We start from the raw sequence: 17,293 nt of genomic DNA on the forward strand, positions 1-17,293 counted from the left end.
GCCAGCGCCGACTTTTTCGATCACCTGCCTCTTAAGGGCCTTGTCATGGACGTTGTGCCAACCCACCACACTCCGCCTACCGGCGCGGCGCTGGTCCATCATCTGCGCGACCGCCTGTTCTGGTATGCGCTGGCCGCGATGGGCGGCGGCTGGCTGCTCGGAATGCTGGGTGCGGCCCAAGCCAAGGCCTGGGCGCCGGCGCTGGCTGCGGTGATGAACGTCCTGGTGTTCCTGATGATCTTCCCGATGATGATCGGGCTCAACTTCGCCTCCTGCCCAAGGTGTTCAAGCAGCCGCGCCCGCTGTTGCTGAGCCTGTTCTACAACTTCGTGCTGACGCCCGTCATTGCCTGGTTTCTGGTGCAGGGCATGGCCGGTTCGCCGGAACTGGCGCTGGGGTTCTATCTCGTCATGCTGATTCCCGGCTCGTCGATGGCCATTGCCTATACCGGCATGGCCGGCGGCAGCCTGGAGCTTGCTACGGTCGCCCAGGCCGCCGGTTTTCTGGTGGCGCCGCTGATGCTGCCGCTGTTCATCCTAAAAACCTCAGTTACACGATCCCATTTGCATGATCAGGCAGCAAGCGGAGTATCTGAGGCGGCCCGATGGCCGCGAGGGTGCGTTTGAGATGCTCGCAGCAGCGCATCCAGACCGATCGGCGTTTGAACTGCTCCGCAGCTTCGCTCGCCCATTTCTGGAGTTGGCTGGAGATGCGCATGAGCACCTGCCGGGCCTTGTCGAAGTAGGCGTGCTGGCCGGTGAGCGTGATCGTGATCTGGCCCGCATGCTCGGTACGCCGACCGACCGAGGACATCAACCAGGGGCGGCTGGTGATGGCTTCGAGCCGGGCTTCAGGGTTGGCCAGACGTACGAACAGACTCCACCCGTTGTAGATCAGCGCCACCGCGCGCCGACAGCTGGCAGCGATGCAGGTCATTCGTGGTGAAGCCGCCCCAGCCCCACTGGTTCTTGAGCTCGTCGAATGTTGATTTCCACGCCGAACTGACCCGGGGTTTTCATCTGGAACTGACCCACGGTGTTATGCGCGCAGTATAGCTACGCGGGTATGGGTAGGGTTGCGGTTTCGGGTGGTTGTTCTCCTTTTGGTTTGGTTGTTCGAGTACGGCCCGGCTGCAGCCGGGCCGTACTCGTCTTGAAGCGCCAGGACTCGTTGCCGGTCTCGACGATATGGCAATGATGGGTCAGGCGGTCGAGCATGGCGGTGGTCATCTTGGCATCGCCGAAGACGTTTCCCCACTCGGCGAATGACAGGTTGGTCGTGATCATCACGCTGGTGTGCTCGTAGAGCTTCGACAGCAGGTGGAACAACAAGGCGCCCCCGGCCTGGCTGAAGGGCAGATAGCCGAGCTCGTCGAGGATCACCAGATCGACGTAAAGCAGCCGATAGGCCAATTGCCCGGGTTTGCCGTTGGCTTTCTCCTGCTCCAGTGCATTGACCAGTTCCACCGTCGAGAAGAAGCGTACGCGCTTGCCCAGATGCCGGACGGCCTCGACACCGATGGCCGTCGCCAGGTGTGTCTTGCCGGTGCCCGGTCCGCCGATGAACACCACGTTGTGGGCAGCATCGATGAAGTCGCCGCCGTGCAACCGCCGCACCAGAGCCTCATCCACCTTCGCCTGGGCGAAGTCAAAGCCCGGCAGATCGCGGTGGGCCGGGAACCGGGCGGCCGTCATCTGATAGGCAATCGAACGCACCTCCCGCTCGGCGGTCTCGGCTGCCAGAAGTTCCGCCATCCACTGCTCGGGGTCAAGGTCGCTGTGGCGAGCCTTGGCCACCAGCTCCGGCCAGCACTGCGCCATGCCATGGAGTTTCAGGGCCTTGAGGCGGCCGATGAGCTCAATCGACATGGCTCACCTCCTGGCGCAGTTGGTCGTAGCGGTCCACGTTCGGTTTCGGCTCTTCGGCCAGTTTGAGCGCTGTCTCGATCTTGTTCGGGGCGGGAATTCCTGCTTTCAGCCGCGCCAGCACATTCATGACATGCTCACCACTCGGGCGGCCGGACTCCAGTGCCAGTTCGACTGCCACCAGTACCGTATCGAGGCCATGTTTCGGGATGGCCCCAAGCACATCGGCCATGACACGATCACCGCCAGTCTGCTTGAGCAGGATGCGCTGGAGTCGCAGCAATGGCTCGGGCATTTCGGCAAACGGGGCGCCATTCCTGAGCGCCCCAGGTTTCCGCTCGACGATGCCGATGTAGTGGGTGAAGTCGTAAAAGGTCTGGTCACGCTCGAAGCTGCGCACATGGCGGGCGACTTCCTTGCCGTCGGCCACCAGTCGTAGTTCCGCCGGGTAAATGCGCAGGCTCAGAACGGCATGGGCATGTTCGGCTGGCACACTGTAACGGTTGCGCTGGAAATGGATCAGCGCCGTGCTGGTCACCCGTACCGGCTTCTCGACATAACCGTCAAACGGCTGCGGGGCCGGCAGCATCTGCATCAGTTCGTCTTGCAGCAGCTCACCGATGGTCAGCGCCGGCCATTCCGGATTGGCGGTATCTGTCCACGCTTGACGGCACTGCTCGCCAAGCCACTCATTGAGTTCGTCGAGATCCCGCCAGCGACGCTCGCTGGCCTGGTGCCAGATCTGTCGGCGACGATCCTGGACGTTCTTCTCGACGCGGCCCTTCTCCCAGCCCGAGGCGACGTTGCAGAATTCCGGATCGAACAGGTAGTGCCCGCACATGGCGTAAAAGCGCGGGTTGATGTCGCGCTCCTTGCCACGACCAACCTTGTCGACAGCGGTCTTCATATTGTCGTAGATGCCGCGTCGCGGCACGCCACCAAAGGCGGCAAATGCACGCGCATGGGCGTCGAACAGCATTTCGTGGCTCTGCCCGTAGTAGGCGGTCAGCCAGAACGCTCGGCTGGCGCATAGCTTGGTGTGCGCGACTTCGAGCTTCCGGCGCAGGCCGCCGACGAAGGCATATTCGGTGCTCCAGTCGAACTGGAAGGCTTCGCCCAGCGCAAAGGTCAGCGGAACAAAGGCCGGCCCCGGCTTCTCGGCTTCCTCCTTCCGCCAGCGCTTGATATAGGCGCAGACCCGCCCATAGCCCCCGGAGTAGCCCTGTGCCTGGATGGCCTTGAACATGGCCATGGCCGTGCGTCGGTCCCGCTTTGGCCGGTGACTGTCGGTCTTCAGCCATTGCGTCAGTTGTTCCGCCCAGGGATCGACGACGCTCTTCGCTTCCCGTTTCTTGTACTGCGGCTCGACAACGTCTTTCTGTCGCAGCCAGTGCCGCAGGGTGTTCCTTGCCAGTCCCGTTCGCCGCGCAATCTCGCGCAGCGGTATGTGGTCGCGGAAATGCATCCGCCTGATCTTGGCCAACATGCCCACTTCGATCACTCCTTCTGTCCTCCCTGCCGCTAAACCCGGCAGGGTAACCAATCAAAGGTGGGTCAGTTTTAGATGCAAATTACCCAGTCAGGTGGGTCAATTCCGGACGGCCGTCAACATTGACGGATCATCTCGACCGACTCTGCCGATATTTCAATTGCCGACTCGAGGAGTTGGCCGAATACGTTCCGGACGAGGATGTAAGGACCTGAACGATTGCCAAACCAGTCACGGATGGCAGGAGTCATTTACTCCCTATCGGCACATGCCTGGTTTTGAGTATGGTCACAGCATGGTCACACCATGGTCACATTTTGGTCACAGAGAAATCTCCCGAACGATCGAAGACGATTTCTCCTCGTGACTGAGTCACGCGTCAAGGCATTTTGCATGACGACAGCCGTGTCATGACATGTGATTATCCGGTCACATGCCTTGGGTTCGCAATCATAAAACTTGCTTTGAAAAGAAAGAGTTGGCGCGCCTGAGACGATTCGAACGTCCGACCCCAGCCTTCGGAGGGCTGTACTCTATCCAACTGAGCTACAGGCGCGCGGTTTTTGAATTATAACCCCCTTGACCAGGCCGGTCGCAGCGGGGCGTGCGCCGGGTCGGCGAGGGCGGCGTGAAGGGCAGTCAACAATCGGTCTTTGTCGGCGTTGAGCGTGCCTTTCAGCACCAGCCAGTTGGAGGCGTGGTCCGAGCGGAAGACGGTGCGCGTAAGTTCCAGCCGTTCGATGAAGTGCGCCATTTCGGTGAGCAGACCCGGGATGTCGAGGGGTTCCCAGCCGGGAAAGCCGGCGCGCAGCCTTCCCTCGCCTTTGGGGAAACTGACGACCAGGGTGGCGAGATATTCGGGCTGGGTGGCGTTGATGAGCGCGGCCGAGCGCTCGGCGTGTTGCTGCCAGTGCGCTCGGCCACCGAGGCCGTTCAAGATCATGACCGAGCGCGTGATGCCTGCCGCGCCGAGTTTTTGCAGCGCATCAAAGGTGCTGGCGAAGGTTTCGCCTTTCTCGACGCGCCGCAATACTTCATCGTCGCCCGATTCGGCGCCGACATAGACGAGTTTGAGGCCTGCTGCGCCGAGTTCCGTGAGTTCGGCGACGGATTTCTTGCGCAGGTTGCGCGGCAGACAATAGCTGGAGACGCGATGCACCGCGGGAAGATGGGCGCGTATCGCGTCGAGGATGGCGAGCAGCCGACGTGTCGGCAGCACCATCGCATCGCCATCGGCAAGGAAAACGCGGCGCACGCGCTCGCCGAACAGATCGCCGCAACGCCGGATGCTTTCCAGCACTTCGGCTTCATCGCGGGCGCGAAACTTTTTCTGCGGGGCGGTGTACATCTCGCAGAAGGTGCAGCGGTTCCAGGAACAGCCATCGGTGACGGGCAGGATCAGCGATTCGGCTTCCGAGGGTGGCCGGAAGACGGGTTCGACGTAACGGATCGGATCGTCGGACGGGAACATGGGAACAGGCAGTGGTTCGCGTGGCGTCATTATGAATCAGGAACGGCCCACGCCTGCTAGCATCGTCGGATCATGCCTGCCTGGATATCCACCCTCCTCAGCCGCCGCATGCTGATCTGCGTGTTCACCGGTTTTGCATCGGGCATGCCGCTCTATCTCCTGCTCAACCTGCTGCCGGCCTGGTTGCGCAGCGAGGGCATCAGTCTCAAGACGATTGGTCTGTTCGCGCTGATCCAGTTTCCCTACACCTGGAAATTTCTTTGGGCGCCGCTCTTGGATCGCTTCGTCTTGCCCCTGGGCCGGCGGCGCGGTTGGATTTTCCTCACGCAGACGCTGCTGCTCTTGATCATCGCGCTGCTTGGCCGGCTCTCGCCCACGGAGGAACTGGGCACGATCGTCTGGCTCACTGCGCTGCTCGCGTTCGTTTCGGCGACCGCCGACGTCGCGCTCGATGCCTACCGGCGCGAGCTCTTGGCCGAGAATGAGCTGGGACTGGGCAATGCAGTGCATGTCAATGCCTATCGCATCGCCGGTCTGGTGCCGGGATCGCTGTCCCTGATTCTTGCCGACCATTTCGCCTGGGTTACGGTGTTTCTCGTCACGGCCCTGTTCATGCTGCCGGGCATGGCGATGGCCCTACTGGTCGAAGAACCCGCCATTGCCAAGGGCTCTCCGCGCACCCTGCGCGAAGCGGTGGTCGAACCGTTTCGTGAATTCATCACACGCGCCGGCCTCAAGGAAGCCCTGCTGATCCTGGCTTTCATCTTCTTCTACAAGCTCGGCGATTCGATGGCCACCGCGCTGGCCACGCCTTTTTATCTCGATCTCGGCTATGCGAAATCGGACATCGGACTCGTCGCCAAGCATGCCGGCCTGTGGCCGGCGGTGTTCGGCGGACTGCTCGGCGGGCTGTGGATGGTCAGTCTCGGCATCAACCGTGCCTTGTGGCTATTCGGCGTCGTGCAGGTGGTCTCGATCTTCGGCTTCGCCTGGCTTGCCGCATTGGGGCCGCAGAGCGACATCGATGCCGCGGCGCTGGTGCGCCTCGCGGCGGTGATCGGCTTCGAGGCGCTCGGCGTGGGGCTGGGTACGGCGGCCTTCGTCGCCTTCATCGCCCGTGCCACCCATCCCACCTACACGGCCACCCAGTTCGCCCTTTTCACCAGTCTCGCCGCCGTACCGCGCACCTTCATCAATGCCACCACCGGCTGGCTGGTCGAAACGCTCGGCTGGATGCCCTTCTTCCTGTTGTGTGCATTGCTCGCCCTGCCGGGCATGGCGCTGCTCATCAAGGTCGCGCCGTGGCGCCGATGCAACGCATGACGACGGCCTGCAGGAAAAATCGTTGGCTGCTTCAACCTTTTTCCATCAACACCGTTATGTTTGTCATGTCGCTTCGATGGGACGGGGGGACGTAACCATGGTGATCGTGATGGACATGGCAACAGGAAAGAGAGAGAAGGCGGGCGAGAGGGAACCCGCGATCGAAGAATTCGGCGCCTACGTCGATGAGGTGTTGAACGCCGGCTGGCTGCCGCAGCTAGATGCGCGGCTCGAAACCCATGCCGCCAGCGATGCGGCCCCCGCCGCAGGTCTGGAGCCCGACGAGTTCCTACGCAACCTCTACCGCAACCAGGAGTGAGCCTCCGGGTGCCATCCCGGCCTCGCTCGCAGTCGCCTCGCCCCCGCCTGCGGCGGGCCTCCTCCGCTGCGCGCTCCTCCAGCGCCGATTTTCACAGCGCATGGCGGCGGTCGCCGTGCGCGAAACCGATGAGCGGCGTCTCGATTCCCTTACCGAGGGCGATGACCTTGAAGAGCTCGCCCATTTCATACGGCGAGAGCAGCATCTGCACCGCAGCGCTGGCAGAGTAGGCGCGGGTGCTGCCGCCTGACTGCCGTTCCGCGAGCAGCTCGCCGATCCCGCAGTTGATCAGGAACGTCGCCTGGTTCGTGTAACCGAGCACATCGAGCCCGGCATCGAAGCCGGCCTCGGCCAGGGCGGTGAAATCGACATGTGCAGTGATGTCCGACAGCCCAGGCCACCAGAACGGATCATCGTGCAGGCGCTGCTGGTAATGGCAGCGCAGCGTCCCGTGATTGCGTAACGGGTGATAGAGCTCATGACTGGGCAGGCCATAGTCGATCAGGAGCAGCGCGCCGCGTTCGAGCCGCCGGCCCCATTCCGCCACCCAGGCGCGGGCTACCAAGCCGATTTCGCTTTCGAACGGCGCTTCGACCGGCAGGGCCGCCATGGCCGCCGCGAGCGCCCCCTGCGCCGGCCGTTCCTCCGCCCAGCCGAAGCCATCGCCGCGCAAGGTCACGCCCCGCTCCATCCATCCGGATTCGCGCCAGGCGACGGCATGCACAGGCAATGCGTCGATGAGCTCGTTGGCGATCACGCAGCCGGAAAATGTCTCGGGCAATGTCTCCAACCAGACCACGCGCCGCGCAAGATGCGGCGCCACGGCTTCGATGGTGGCCTGCTGGCGCGCGCGCAATTCGCCCGAGAGCTCGAGGATTTCATAGCGCGCCGGCAGGGCATCGAGCGCTTCGAGCGCCAGCAGGAGATCGGCGGCGAGCCGGCCGCTGCCGGCGCCCACTTCGAGCAAAGTCGGCGCTGGCGGGACGGCACGCAGGATTTGTGCGACCTGCCGCGCCACTGCCTGGCCGAACAGCGGGGTGAGTTCCGGCGCGGTGACGAAATCGCCCGCCGCGCCGAGCTTGTGCGCCCCACCGGCGTAATAGCCCAGCCCCGGCAGATACAGCGCCATTTCCATGTAGTCGGCAAAGGACAGCCAGCCGCCGGCGGCTTCGATGCGCGCTGCGATGTGATGGGCCAGCGTTCGGCTGGCGGCTTGGGCGTCGGCGGAAGGGGGTGGAAGACTGAGATCCATGAGCGATTTTATGTCGAGCGTCGCTCGTGAAACGGGAGTTTGCAAAGGAGAATCCCTACCTATAATGAAAATTCGAATTCAACAGGAGGCTATCGTGAAAACTGTCATCGTCTCGTTCAGTGCGGCCACATTGCTCATCGGCAGCCTCGCCGGCTGCGCCAACATGAGCGAAACTCAGAAAACCACGGCCACGGGTGCGGCGATCGGTGCCGTCGCCGGCGGGCTGATCGGCGGTGGCAAGAACACCGTCAAAGGCGCGGCCATTGGCGCAGCCGTAGGCGCGGCAGGCGGCTATCTGTGGTCGAAACACATGGAAGACCAGAAGAAGGCGATGGAGCAGGCCACTCAAGGAACGGGCGTGACCGTCACCCAGACCCCGGATAACCAGCTCAAGCTGGAAATCCCAAGCGATATTTCCTTTGATCCCGGCCGTTACGACATCAAGCCCAATCTGCGGCCGATCCTCGACCGCTTTGCCACCACGCTGAACCAAAATCCGGCGACGACGGTCACCATCGTCGGCCACACCGACAGCACCGGTTCGGATGCCATCAACAACCCGCTCTCGGTCAATCGTGCCGCCGCCGTGCGCGATTACCTCGTGGCACGCGGGGTGGCGAGCAACCGCTTCGCCATCGATGGCCGCGGCTCACGCGAGCCGATTGCCGACAACAGCACGCCGCAAGGTCGGGCGAAGAACCGCCGCGTCGAAATCTTTGTCGCAGAGCACGCCAGGCAGCAGTAAGCACCGCCCGCCCATGAAGTATTCTCACCATTTTCAGCCGAAAACGAGCCGCGCGCCCGCCACCACGAGCAGCGGCTCGGCAAGCATCGCCGCGAGACAGTGCGTGTTCAAGGCCGCGTCGCCGAACGTCCGCCACTTCAGTGACCAGACGAAACGCACCAACGCGAGGCGCGGGCCGAAGCCTGTAGAAAGCCGAAAATCCGGCCGGCCGAGCGCATTCCAGACATCGGGGTGCGCGCTTTCGAGACGCCGCATCAAGCGCGCGCCGTTGATCAGCGCAAACGCCAGCACAGCCAGGAAGCCGAACCCTTTCAGCATGGGCTAGGCCGAATCATTCCGCCGCCGGAACTGCCCATCGGGCAGGCACTCGTCAGGATTGGCGACGAACAGCCAGGAGAGCGCCATCAGGGCGGGCACCGCCAGGAACCAGGATGAACTACCCGTGAAATACTGGCCCACGAAACCGATGATGCATCCCGCGACGATGCAGCCGGCGAGAAGCAGAACACGGCCGACGAATTTGATGCTGTGGCTTGGCACAGAAGCGTTGTTGGGCGTTGGGTGGGCGCAGGGTTAGGGTGCGGTCGGTAAAGCAGGTGTATAGTCTTTTTCGTCTTTTTTTTACATCCTGCTGGTTTTGCAAGTCAATGCTTTTGTCAAGTCCGGTTATGCCGCCCGAGGACATCCCTCGACCGCAAGCGCCACCCGCGCGAGCAGGGGAGTAGCGGAGGGGGAGGCATTTTTGTCCGATCTGGCGGTGAATGGCAGGATGACGGCCCGATGCGTGACGAGACGGCTGGATCGGCTGTGAGGGCGCAGCTCGGCGCTGGCGAGACTGCACGCCGCTTTGGCGGCATCGAACGCCTCTACGGCGAAGGCGCCCTGGCGCGGCTTTCTTCCGCGCATGCCTGTGTCGTCGGCATCGGCGGGGTTGGCTCCTGGGCGGCAGAGGCGCTGGCGCGCTCAGGCATCGGGCGACTGACGCTGATCGATCTCGATCACATCGCCGAGAGCAATCTCAACCGTCAGGCCCATGCGCTGGAGGCCACGCTGGGCATGGCGAAGGTGCGGGCGATGGCCGCGCGCATCGCAGGGATCAATCCGGCGTGCGGGGTGACGTGTGTCGAGGAGTTCGTGGCGGAGGACAACGTCGCGACGCTGCTGCCGCCTTGCGATCTCGTACTCGACTGCATCGATCAGGTGAAAGCAAAAGCGGCGCTGATCGCGCATTGTCGCAAGCTCGGGATCGCCGTGGTGACCACCGGCGGCGCGGGCGGGCGCGTCGATCCGACGCAGATTCGCATCGCGGATCTTTCCCGCACCACGCAGGATGCGCTGGCCAGCAAGCTGCGCGCCAAGCTGCGCCGCGATTACGGCTTTCCGCGTGATCCGAAGCATAAGTTTCGCGTGCCGTGTGTGTTTTCGCCTGAACCGATCCGCCGGCCGCAGACGCTGGCCTGCGACGTCGATGAGGCCGGGCTGCATGGGCTTTCCTGCGCCGGTTATGGTTCGTCGATGGCGGTGACGGCCGCCTTTGGCCTCGCGGCCGCCGCGCACGGCCTCGGTATACTGCTCGGATGAACGTCAATGAACCAGTCGTTTTGATCACCGGCGCGGCGCGGCGCGTCGGCGCCGAGATCGCGCGCACGCTGCACGAGGCGGGTACGCGCGTCGTGCTGCATTACCGCGCTTCGGCCGAGCATGCCGAGCGGCTCGCGGCGGATCTGAATGCGCGCCGCGAAAACTCGGCGCTGGCGCACCGGCACGATCTGCGCGACAGCGCCGGCGCGGCGCGGCTCGTCAAGGCGACGATCGCCCATTTCGGCCGGCTCGATGCGCTGGTGAACAACGCCTCCAGCTTCTTCCGGACGCCGATCGGCAGCATCGACGAGGCGGCCTGGGATGATCTGATCGGCAGCAATCTGAAGGGCCCGCTGTTTCTCTCGCAGGCCGCAGCGCCGCATCTGGCGGAGGCGCACGGTTCGATCGTCAATATCACCGACATTCATGCCGAACGGCCACTGAAAGGCTATCCGGTCTATTGCGCGGCGAAGGCGGGGTTGCTCGGCCTCACCCGCGCGCTGGCGCTCGAGCTGGGGCCCCGCGTGCGCGTGAATGCGGTCGCACCCGGCGCGATCGAATGGCCGGAAAACGCGACGGATTTTCCGCCCGAGGAACAGACGGCGATCATCGAACACACGCTCCTGAAGCGCATCGGCTCGCCGCGCGACATCGCGCGCACGGTGAAATTCCTGATCTTCGATGCGCCTTACATCACCGGTCAGGTGATCAACGTCGATGGCGGGCGCACGGCGCATTTGTAGGCGGATGGCATGAGCACCTACAAACAGGCCCACAAGGCCGAATACGAGGCGAACAAGCTCGCCAAATTTCTCTATCGGATGGTCGGCAAGGCGATTGCCGATTACAACATGATCGAGGAGGGCGACCGCGTGATGGTGGCGCTCTCAGGCGGCAAGGATTCGCATTCCCTGCTCGACATCCTGCTCACCCTGAAGGAGCGCGCGCCGATCCGTTTCGATGTGATCGCCGTCAATCTCAACCAGAAGCAGCCGGGCTTTCCCGCCGAGGTGTTGCCCGCCTATCTGGAAAAACTCGGCGTGCCTTACCGCATCGTCGAGGAAGATACCTATTCGATCGTCAAGCGCGTGGTGCCGGAGGGCAAGACCACCTGCGGGCTGTGCTCACGGCTGCGGCGCGGCGTCCTCTACCGTGTGGCGAGCGAATTGGGGGCGACCAAGATCGCGTTGGGGCACCATCGCGACGACATCCTCGCCACGCTGTTCCTCAACATGTTCTTCGGCGGCAAGCTCAAGGCGATGCCGCCGAAACTGGTCACCGACGATGGCCGGCATATCGTCATCCGGCCGCTCGCCTACTGCCCGGAAAAAGACCTCGCCGCCTGGGCGCAGCATCGCGGTTTTCCGATCATCCCCTGCAACCTCTGCGGCAGCCAGCCGAATCTGCAACGGGCGCAGATCAACGAGATGTTGCGCGACTGGGACAAGCGACATCCCGGCCGCATCGAGACGATGTTCCGGGCCTTGTCCGATGTGGTGCCTTCGCACCTGATGGATGCGAAGCTCTATGACTTCGCCGGGCTCAAACCCAGCGGTCATCCGGAGCCGGACGGCGACACGGCCTTCGACGCGGAAGAGGTCGGGGCCGTGTCGCCGCAGGTGATCGATTTCAGTTAGACAGACATTCCTTCATGAAGGCCTTGCGGGCGTCGCCCTTGAGCGCTTTCTTGGTCGCTTCGGCGTTGCAGGTCTTCATCTTTTCCTGCTGAGCGGCGCGGCCGTCTTTCTTGGCCGACAGACACTGCTTCATGAACGCCTTGCGCTCGTCGCCGGCGAGATTCTTCGCCTTGGCTTCGGCATTGCAGTCGGCCATGCGCTGCTGCTGCGGCGTGACGGCGAAGGCGGGGGAGAGGGCAAATTGGCTGGCGATGACGAGCGTGGCGGCGGCGAGCAGTTTCTTCATATCGTTTCTCCTCGGGTGGTTGGCTGGGAAAGTGAAACCAAAAAATCACGGCATCGGGAGCGATGCCGCGCTTTTTTTAACGCATTTGCATGAAAAAGGGTTGACGCGCGCAATTCGGCGCTGGGAGGACGGCACCGTCAGGCCGGCTGTTTCTTGTGCGCATGGCCGCGGGTCAGCAGCGAGCCGCCCAGCATGCCGAGGCAGGCCATCAGGAAGCCCGCGAACTGCGGCGGGATGGCGCCCTCGGGGGCGAGGATTTCCAGCGGAATCCAGGTGATGAAACCCAGCGCGATCGCCCAGTAAGCGCCCCGTGTCGAGGCGCGCCGCCAGTAGAGGCCGGCGACCAGCGGCACGAAGGCGAGCACCAGCGTGATCTTGTAGGCGTTCTCGACCATCTTGTGGATGCCGGTTTCCTTTTCCAATGCCCAGAGCGCATAGAGCGTGACCAGCACGGTGAAGATCGCCACGACCCAGCGCGTGATGACGAGCAGTTGATGATCGGGCAGCTGTCGGCGGCGGCTGATGAAGTCCTTGATGACGTTTTCCGAGATCGTCACCGACGGCGCGAGCAGCGTGCCCGAGGCGGTGGACATGATGACCGCCAAGAGGGCGCCGTAGAAGATCACCTGGGCGAACAAGGGCAGATGTCCCTTGATCAGTTCCGGCAGCAGTTTCTGGCTGTCTTCACCCAGCCAGCGGGCCGCCAGTTCCGGATCGATCAGGTTGGCGGAGTAGGCCATGAACAGCGGCACGGCGGCGAACAGGAAGTAGGCCAGCCCGCCGACGACCGTGCCCCAGACGGCGACGGTCTCGTTCTTCGACGAGTTGGCACGCTGAAAGACGTCCTGTTGTGGGATCGAGCCGAAGCCCATGGTCAGCAGGCCGGAGATGAAGGCGATCAGCGCCACGGCATCCAGCTCCGGCCAGAAGTGGAACTTCGCGTTGTCTGCGGCATGCGCGATGACCGGGGCGACGCCGCCGGTCATGCCGGTGAGCAACCAGGCGATGTAGATGAGGCCGATGACGATGATGATCATCTGGAAAAAGGTGGTCAGCGCCACCGACCACATGCCGCCGTAGAGGGTGTACATCAGCACCACCGCCGCGCCGATCAGAATGCCTTGCTGCTGGGTGATCGCGCCGTCCGAGAGCACGTCGAATACCAGGCCCAGCGCGGTGACCTGGGCGGAAACCCAGCCAAGGTAGGAAAGCGCGATGGCGATGCCGGTGATCACCTCGACGGTGCGGTCGTAGCGCTGGCGGTAGAAATCGCCGATGGTGAGCAGGTTCATCCGATACAGCTTGCGGGCGAAAAACAGTCCAAACAGCACCAGACACAGCGAGGCGCCGAACGGATCGGAGATCAGCCCGGCGAGATCCTCTTTCAGGAAAGTGGCGGGGATGCCCAACACGGTTTCGGCGCCGAACCAGGTGGCGAACACCATTGCCGTGACGATGTAGAACGGCAGCGAGCGGCCGGCGGCGATGTAATCCTTGGCATTGTGCACCTTGGTGGCGGCATAGATGCCGATGCCGATGGAAACGACCAGATAGAGGATGACGAAGCCGAGCAGCATGAGCGGTCTCCGGAAGCAGTGCTAGAAGAACTGAAAGGTGGCGAGCAGCAGTGCGGCGAGGGCGAGGAGCACCGCGGCGTTGGCGAGGCGGCGGCTGCCGGCCGCCTCCTCGCGCAGGCGCGCGAGCTCGTCATCGAGCACGGCAGTACGCTCGCTCGCCTGCGTGAGCGCCTGGTGTGCGAGGCGCGGCAACGCGGGGAGCAGCGACGCCCATTGCGGACCCTCTTTCTTGATGTGATTGATCAACCCGCGCAGGCCGATGCGCTCGCTCATCCAGCGTTCGAGGAAAGGCTTGGCGGTTTGCCACAGGTCGAGATCGGGGTCGAGCTGGCGGCCCAAGCCCTCGATGTTGAGCAGCGTCTTTTGCAGCAGCACGAGCTGCGGCTGGATCTCGACATTGAAGCGGCGCGAGGTCTGGAACAGCCGCAGCAGCACATGGCCGAAGGAAATCTCTTTCAGCGGCCGGTCGAAGATCGGTTCGCACACCGCGCGCACCGCGGCTTCGAGTTCGTCGACGCGGGTGTTCTTCGGCACCCAGCCCGATTCGATGTGCGCTTCGGCCACCCGCTTGTAGTCGCGGCGGAAGAAGGCGAGGAAGTTGATGGCCAGATAATTTTGGTCGACCTCGGTGAGCGTGCCGACGATGCCGAAATCGAGCGCGATGTAGCTGCCGAAGCTGTCACGATCGGTCGAGACGAGGATGTTGCCCGGATGCATGTCGGCGTGGAAGAAACCGTCGCGGAACACCTGGGTGAAGAAAATCTCGACCCCGGCGCGCGACAGCGCCTTGAGATCGACGCCCGCTGCGACGAGGCGGCCGACCTGGCTGATCGGGATGCCGTACATGCGCTCCATCGTCATCACGGCGCGCGAGCAGTAGTCCCAATACACCTCGGGCACCTTGAGCAGCTGCGAGCCGGCGAAATTGCGTCGCAGTTGCGAACAGTTCGCCGCTTCGCGCATCAGGTCCAGCTCGTCGTCGAGATGCTTGGCGAACTCGCGCACCACCTCGCGCGGCTTCAGGCGCTTGCCATCGGACCAGAAGCGTTCGAGCAGGCCGGCGAAAGTGTCGAGCAGCGCGATGTCGTGCGCAATCACCGGCGCGATGCCAGGGCGCAACACCTTGACGGCGACCTCGGTACCATCGAACAGCGTCGCGAAATGCACCTGGGCAACCGAAGCGGAGGCCACCGGCTCGCGCTCGAAAGTCGCATAGATCTCGCTCAACGGCCGCCCGAAGCTCTGCTCGATCTCGGCGATCGCCTCGTCAGAGGGAAATGGCGGCACCTGGTCCTGCAGTCTCGCCAGCTCGTCGGCAAGGTCGTCGGGCAACAGGTCGCGGCGCGTGGAGAGCACCTGGCCGAACTTGACGAAGATCGGTCCGAGCGTTTCGAGGGCCTCACGCAGCCGCACGCCGCGCGGCGCGGCCAGCCGGCTGCGGTCGCGCCAGAAATACAGCCCGTTCAACAGCTCGAGCGGCCACGCCAGCCGACCACTCGGATCATGTTCGAGGATCAGCCGGTCGAGGCCGTACTTGAGGCCGACGCGGGCGATTTTGGCGAGACGGAACAGGCGCACAGGGAAAGACCGCAGCAATCGAAGGGCGAAACTTTAGCACCCTGCGGCCATTTTGGCCGCAGGGTGCCGTCCCGCCAGCGCCGATTTCAAGCGAGGATCTCGTAGCTCGGGTTCTTGATCATTCCCACGGCCTTGACGATTGCCTCGATGACCCGCGGCCGGGCAAAACTTTTGCGCCAGGCGATCGCGACCCGCCGGGAGGGGGCGGGTTCCTCGAAAGGAATCGACACCACCAGGTCGTTCTTGTAGATGCCGTTCAGCGCACCGGCCGGCAACACCGAAATGCCGTAGCCCGAGGCAACCATGCAGCGCACCGTTTCGATCGAATGCCCTTCGTGTGTCGACCCTTCGGCATGGCTGATCTCGGGACAGGCATCGAGCACCTGTTCGCGGAAGCAGTTGCCGGCCTTGAGCACCAGCACGTCTTCGCCGCGTACTTCTCTTGCCGCAATCCGTTCCCGCTTCGCCCACGGATGTCCTTTTGGCACGATCACTTCGAAGGGTTCGTCGTAGAGCGGCTGGACCTGCACACCGGGAATGTCGAAGGGTAGCGCGATGATGGCTGCATCGACCGTACCGTATTTGAGGTAGTCCGCCAACAGCGCCGTCATGCTTTCCTCGATGAACAGGCGGGTCTCCGGCGCAATGCGCTTCATCGCCGCGATCAATTCCGGCAGCAGGTAGGGGCCGATGGTATGGATCACGCCGAGACGGAAATCGCCATGGAGCGGATTCTTGCCGAGCTGGGCCACCTGCTCGATGCGGCGGGCTTCGTCGAGGGTTTTCCTCGCCTGGGCGACGACCTGCCAACCCAGATCGGTGAGTGCGACATGACCCTTGCCGCGCTCGATCAAAGTGACACCCAACTCCGCTTCGAGATTCTGCAAAGCCACCGAAAGGGTCGGTTGCGTGACGTGGCAGCGTTCGGCGGCGCGACTCATCGAACCTTCGTCGGCGAAGGCCACCAGGTAACGGAGAGCGGACAGCTTCATGGCCATAGGAAACGACTATACGAAAAATAGTAAAAAACTATATATAAATCATTGACTTACGTCAACATCCGCAAAAATTTTACGGGTATTTTTCTGCTCTGCACGACGTTTTTTCCATCAGAAAGGAGTGGCTCATGAAAATGCGTTCTCTCGTCGTTTCTCTGGCCGTCATCGGCCTTGCCTCTGGTGCTTCGCTGACCCGTGCTGAGGAGTTTGTCAAGCCGATCCAACCGCCGAAGCAGATCAACCTCGGTATGGTGGAGTTGGGCAAGAAGCTTTATTTCGATCCGCGCCTGTCCAAGTCAGGCTTCATCTCCTGTAATAGCTGTCACAATCTGTCGATGGGCGGCACCGACAATCTGCCCACCTCGATCGGCGACAAGTGGCAGCAGGGACCGATCAATGCGCCGACGGTGCTCAATTCCAGCCTCAACGTCGCCCAGTTCTGGGATGGCCGTGCAGCAGACCTGAAGGAACAGGCCGGTGGGCCGATCGCCAACCCGGGCGAAATGGCCTTCTCCCACACCCTGGCCGTCGGCGTGCTCGAATCGATTCCCGAATACGTGCGCGAATTCAAGATGGTCTTCGGCAAGGACAAAATCGACATCGACCAGGTCACGGCCGCGATCGCGGAATTCGAAAAGACGCTGGTGACGCCGAATTCGCGTTTCGACCAGTATCTGCTCGGCAAGAAAGATGCACTGACGGCCGAAGAGGAGGCCGGCTGGAAACTCTTCAAAGAGAGCGGTTGTGTCGCCTGCCACAATGGTGAGGCGCTGGGCGGCACTTCGTTCCAGAAAATGGGCCTCGTCGAACCCTACAAGACCACGGCGGCCGCGCAAGGCCGCGCGGATGTCACCAAGAAGGACGCCGACCGGATGATGTTCAAGGTGCCGACGCTGCGCAATGTCGAATTGACTTATCCCTACTTCCACGACGGCGCCGTCTGGACGCTCAAGGAAGCGGTGGATCTGATGGGCCGGCTGCAGTTGGGGCGTAAATTCACCGATAAGGAAAACGCCCAGATCGTCGCTTTTCTGAAGACGCTGACCGGCGAGCAGCCGAAGTTCCAGCTGCCGATCCTGCCGCCTTCCAGCGACAAGACACCCAAGCCGAAGCCTTTCGCGAAGTAAGCGTCGGCCGGAACCCCGCTGCGGCGGGGTTTTTGATGCCAAAAC

Annotated in this window: 21 protein-coding genes and 1 tRNA gene; 10 read left to right on the forward strand and 12 right to left on the reverse strand. The window is 62.9% G+C overall.

The window, feature by feature from the left end; genetic code table 11:
- The first annotated feature begins 45 nt into the window (after positions 1-45).
- A complete protein-coding gene (locus tag M52SOB_RS13870; RefSeq protein ID WP_172601702.1) occupies positions 46-312 on the forward strand; it encodes a hypothetical protein in 267 nt (88 codons plus the stop codon).
- Complete coding sequence (locus M52SOB_RS13875; RefSeq protein ID WP_172601703.1) at positions 306-626, forward strand: bile acid:sodium symporter; 321 nt, start codon at positions 306-308, stop codon at positions 624-626. The genes M52SOB_RS13870 and M52SOB_RS13875 overlap by 7 nt, the downstream gene beginning before the upstream one ends.
- Here M52SOB_RS13875 and M52SOB_RS00450 read toward each other — a convergent pair.
- From M52SOB_RS00450 to istA, 3 genes are all read right to left on the reverse strand, one after another.
- The gene (locus tag M52SOB_RS00450) at positions 550-936 is read right to left on the reverse strand and encodes a hypothetical protein (protein WP_284155128.1); all 387 of its coding nucleotides are present in this window, start codon (positions 934-936) and stop codon (positions 550-552) included. The two genes, M52SOB_RS13875 and M52SOB_RS00450, sit on opposite strands and share 77 nt — an antisense overlap.
- A gap of 119 nt (positions 937-1,055) precedes the next feature.
- A complete protein-coding gene (istB, locus tag M52SOB_RS00455; RefSeq protein ID WP_131109839.1) occupies positions 1,056-1,868 on the reverse strand; it encodes an IS21-like element helper ATPase IstB in 813 nt (270 codons plus the stop codon).
- Positions 1,858-3,357 carry an IS21 family transposase gene (gene istA / locus M52SOB_RS00460; RefSeq protein ID WP_131112364.1) on the reverse strand — a complete coding sequence of 500 codons (1,500 nt, stop codon included), beginning with the start codon at positions 3,355-3,357 and terminating at the stop codon, positions 1,858-1,860. The genes istB and istA overlap by 11 nt, the downstream gene beginning before the upstream one ends.
- Before the next feature lie 119 nt (positions 3,358-3,476).
- Here istA and M52SOB_RS14075 point away from each other — a divergent pair, with 119 nt between their 5' ends.
- Positions 3,477-3,569: a helix-turn-helix domain-containing protein gene (locus M52SOB_RS14075; protein ID WP_431306329.1), complete on the forward strand. Its 93-nt coding sequence runs from the start codon at positions 3,477-3,479 to the stop codon at positions 3,567-3,569.
- A 264-nt stretch (positions 3,570-3,833) separates the two neighbouring features.
- Here the strand turns inward: M52SOB_RS14075 and M52SOB_RS00470 are convergent.
- Both M52SOB_RS00470 and M52SOB_RS00475 read right to left on the reverse strand, forming a co-directional pair.
- Positions 3,834-3,910, reverse strand: a tRNA-Arg gene (locus M52SOB_RS00470).
- A gap of 12 nt (positions 3,911-3,922) precedes the next feature.
- Positions 3,923-4,825, reverse strand: a complete 903-nt coding sequence (locus M52SOB_RS00475; protein ID WP_131109841.1) for a radical SAM protein — start codon at positions 4,823-4,825, stop codon at positions 3,923-3,925.
- A gap of 72 nt (positions 4,826-4,897) precedes the next feature.
- Between M52SOB_RS00475 and M52SOB_RS00480 the strand changes: the two genes are divergently transcribed.
- Positions 4,898-6,148, forward strand: coding sequence for an AmpG family muropeptide MFS transporter (locus tag M52SOB_RS00480; protein WP_131109843.1), 1,251 nt, complete (start codon positions 4,898-4,900; stop codon positions 6,146-6,148).
- 97 nt (positions 6,149-6,245) lie between these two features.
- The gene (locus M52SOB_RS00485; RefSeq protein WP_131109845.1) at positions 6,246-6,467 is read left to right on the forward strand and encodes a hypothetical protein; all 222 of its coding nucleotides are present in this window, start codon (positions 6,246-6,248) and stop codon (positions 6,465-6,467) included.
- A gap of 91 nt (positions 6,468-6,558) precedes the next feature.
- Here M52SOB_RS00485 and M52SOB_RS00490 read toward each other — a convergent pair whose 3' ends face one another.
- Positions 6,559-7,719: a class I SAM-dependent methyltransferase gene (locus M52SOB_RS00490; protein ID WP_131109847.1), complete on the reverse strand. Its 1,161-nt coding sequence runs from the start codon at positions 7,717-7,719 to the stop codon at positions 6,559-6,561.
- A 64-nt stretch (positions 7,720-7,783) separates the two neighbouring features.
- On the opposite strand from M52SOB_RS00490, the gene M52SOB_RS00495 reads away from it, so the two are divergent.
- Complete coding sequence (locus tag M52SOB_RS00495; protein WP_488782849.1) at positions 7,784-8,464, forward strand: YiaD family glycine zipper/OmpA-like lipoprotein; 681 nt, start codon at positions 7,784-7,786, stop codon at positions 8,462-8,464.
- 33 nt (positions 8,465-8,497) lie between these two features.
- Here M52SOB_RS00495 and M52SOB_RS00500 read toward each other — a convergent pair whose 3' ends face one another.
- Positions 8,498-8,782, reverse strand: coding sequence for a hypothetical protein (locus tag M52SOB_RS00500; RefSeq protein ID WP_131109851.1), 285 nt, complete (start codon positions 8,780-8,782; stop codon positions 8,498-8,500).
- Positions 8,783-8,785: 3 nt separating this feature from the next.
- On the reverse strand, positions 8,786-9,004 hold the full coding sequence (locus M52SOB_RS00505; protein WP_131109853.1) for a hypothetical protein: 219 nt from the start codon (positions 9,002-9,004) through the stop codon (positions 8,786-8,788).
- A gap of 240 nt (positions 9,005-9,244) precedes the next feature.
- Here M52SOB_RS00505 and M52SOB_RS00510 point away from each other — a divergent pair, with 240 nt between their 5' ends.
- The 3 genes from M52SOB_RS00510 to ttcA are packed head-to-tail and all read left to right on the forward strand — an operon-like array spanning position 9,245 to position 11,682.
- A complete protein-coding gene (locus tag M52SOB_RS00510; RefSeq protein ID WP_131109854.1) occupies positions 9,245-10,045 on the forward strand; it encodes a tRNA threonylcarbamoyladenosine dehydratase in 801 nt (266 codons plus the stop codon).
- A complete protein-coding gene (locus M52SOB_RS00515; protein ID WP_131109856.1) occupies positions 10,042-10,788 on the forward strand; it encodes a pteridine reductase in 747 nt (248 codons plus the stop codon). Before M52SOB_RS00510 ends, M52SOB_RS00515 begins: the two co-directional genes overlap by 4 nt.
- 9 nt (positions 10,789-10,797) lie before the next feature.
- Positions 10,798-11,682 (forward strand): tRNA 2-thiocytidine(32) synthetase TtcA, encoded by an 885-nt coding sequence (ttcA, locus tag M52SOB_RS00520; RefSeq protein WP_131109858.1) that lies wholly within the window; start codon positions 10,798-10,800, stop codon positions 11,680-11,682.
- Here ttcA and M52SOB_RS00525 read toward each other — a convergent pair.
- The 4 genes from M52SOB_RS00525 to M52SOB_RS00540 form a co-directional block, all read right to left on the reverse strand.
- Positions 11,675-11,968, reverse strand: coding sequence for a PsiF family protein (locus tag M52SOB_RS00525; RefSeq protein WP_131109860.1), 294 nt, complete (start codon positions 11,966-11,968; stop codon positions 11,675-11,677). The genes ttcA and M52SOB_RS00525 overlap by 8 nt on opposite strands.
- Before the next feature lie 137 nt (positions 11,969-12,105).
- The gene (locus M52SOB_RS00530; RefSeq protein ID WP_131109863.1) at positions 12,106-13,545 is read right to left on the reverse strand and encodes a high affinity choline transporter 1; all 1,440 of its coding nucleotides are present in this window, start codon (positions 13,543-13,545) and stop codon (positions 12,106-12,108) included.
- 21 nt (positions 13,546-13,566) lie between these two features.
- A complete protein-coding gene (ubiB, locus tag M52SOB_RS00535; RefSeq protein ID WP_131112366.1) occupies positions 13,567-15,123 on the reverse strand; it encodes a ubiquinone biosynthesis regulatory protein kinase UbiB in 1,557 nt (518 codons plus the stop codon).
- 86 nt (positions 15,124-15,209) lie between these two features.
- Positions 15,210-16,115, reverse strand: coding sequence for a hydrogen peroxide-inducible genes activator (locus M52SOB_RS00540; RefSeq protein WP_131109865.1), 906 nt, complete (start codon positions 16,113-16,115; stop codon positions 15,210-15,212).
- A 134-nt stretch (positions 16,116-16,249) separates the two neighbouring features.
- Here M52SOB_RS00540 and M52SOB_RS00545 point away from each other — a divergent pair, with 134 nt between their 5' ends.
- Complete coding sequence (locus M52SOB_RS00545) at positions 16,250-17,248, forward strand: cytochrome-c peroxidase (RefSeq protein WP_131109867.1); 999 nt, start codon at positions 16,250-16,252, stop codon at positions 17,246-17,248.
- Positions 17,249-17,293: the final 45 nt, after the last annotated feature.

This window comes from Sulfuricystis thermophila (assembly GCF_004323595.1).
Classification (GTDB): Bacteria; Pseudomonadota; Gammaproteobacteria; order Burkholderiales; family Rhodocyclaceae; genus Sulfuricystis; species Sulfuricystis thermophila.

Coding starts and splice junctions, on each gene's coding strand:
- M52SOB_RS13870 (WP_172601702.1), top strand. CDS start 46: ATGGACGTTGTGCCAACCCACCACACTCCGCCTACCGGCGCGGCGCTG.
- M52SOB_RS00515 (WP_131109856.1), top strand. CDS start 10,042: ATGAACGTCAATGAACCAGTCGTTTTGATCACCGGCGCGGCGCGGCGC.
- M52SOB_RS00545 (WP_131109867.1), top strand. CDS start 16,250: ATGAAAATGCGTTCTCTCGTCGTTTCTCTGGCCGTCATCGGCCTTGCC.
- M52SOB_RS00500 (WP_131109851.1), bottom strand. CDS start 8,782: ATGCTGAAAGGGTTCGGCTTCCTGGCTGTGCTGGCGTTTGCGCTGATC.
- M52SOB_RS00525 (WP_131109860.1), bottom strand. CDS start 11,968: ATGAAGAAACTGCTCGCCGCCGCCACGCTCGTCATCGCCAGCCAATTT.
- M52SOB_RS00450 (WP_284155128.1), bottom strand. CDS start 936: ATGACCTGCATCGCTGCCAGCTGTCGGCGCGCGGTGGCGCTGATCTAC.
- M52SOB_RS00485 (WP_131109845.1), top strand. CDS start 6,246: ATGGTGATCGTGATGGACATGGCAACAGGAAAGAGAGAGAAGGCGGGC.
- M52SOB_RS00495 (WP_488782849.1), top strand. CDS start 7,784: ATGAAAATTCGAATTCAACAGGAGGCTATCGTGAAAACTGTCATCGTC.
- M52SOB_RS00510 (WP_131109854.1), top strand. CDS start 9,245: ATGCGTGACGAGACGGCTGGATCGGCTGTGAGGGCGCAGCTCGGCGCT.
- istB (WP_131109839.1), bottom strand. CDS start 1,868: ATGTCGATTGAGCTCATCGGCCGCCTCAAGGCCCTGAAACTCCATGGC.
- M52SOB_RS00540 (WP_131109865.1), bottom strand. CDS start 16,115: ATGAAGCTGTCCGCTCTCCGTTACCTGGTGGCCTTCGCCGACGAAGGT.
- M52SOB_RS00490 (WP_131109847.1), bottom strand. CDS start 7,719: ATGGATCTCAGTCTTCCACCCCCTTCCGCCGACGCCCAAGCCGCCAGC.
- M52SOB_RS00475 (WP_131109841.1), bottom strand. CDS start 4,825: ATGTTCCCGTCCGACGATCCGATCCGTTACGTCGAACCCGTCTTCCGG.
- M52SOB_RS00530 (WP_131109863.1), bottom strand. CDS start 13,545: ATGCTGCTCGGCTTCGTCATCCTCTATCTGGTCGTTTCCATCGGCATC.
- M52SOB_RS00480 (WP_131109843.1), top strand. CDS start 4,898: ATGCCTGCCTGGATATCCACCCTCCTCAGCCGCCGCATGCTGATCTGC.
- ttcA (WP_131109858.1), top strand. CDS start 10,798: ATGAGCACCTACAAACAGGCCCACAAGGCCGAATACGAGGCGAACAAG.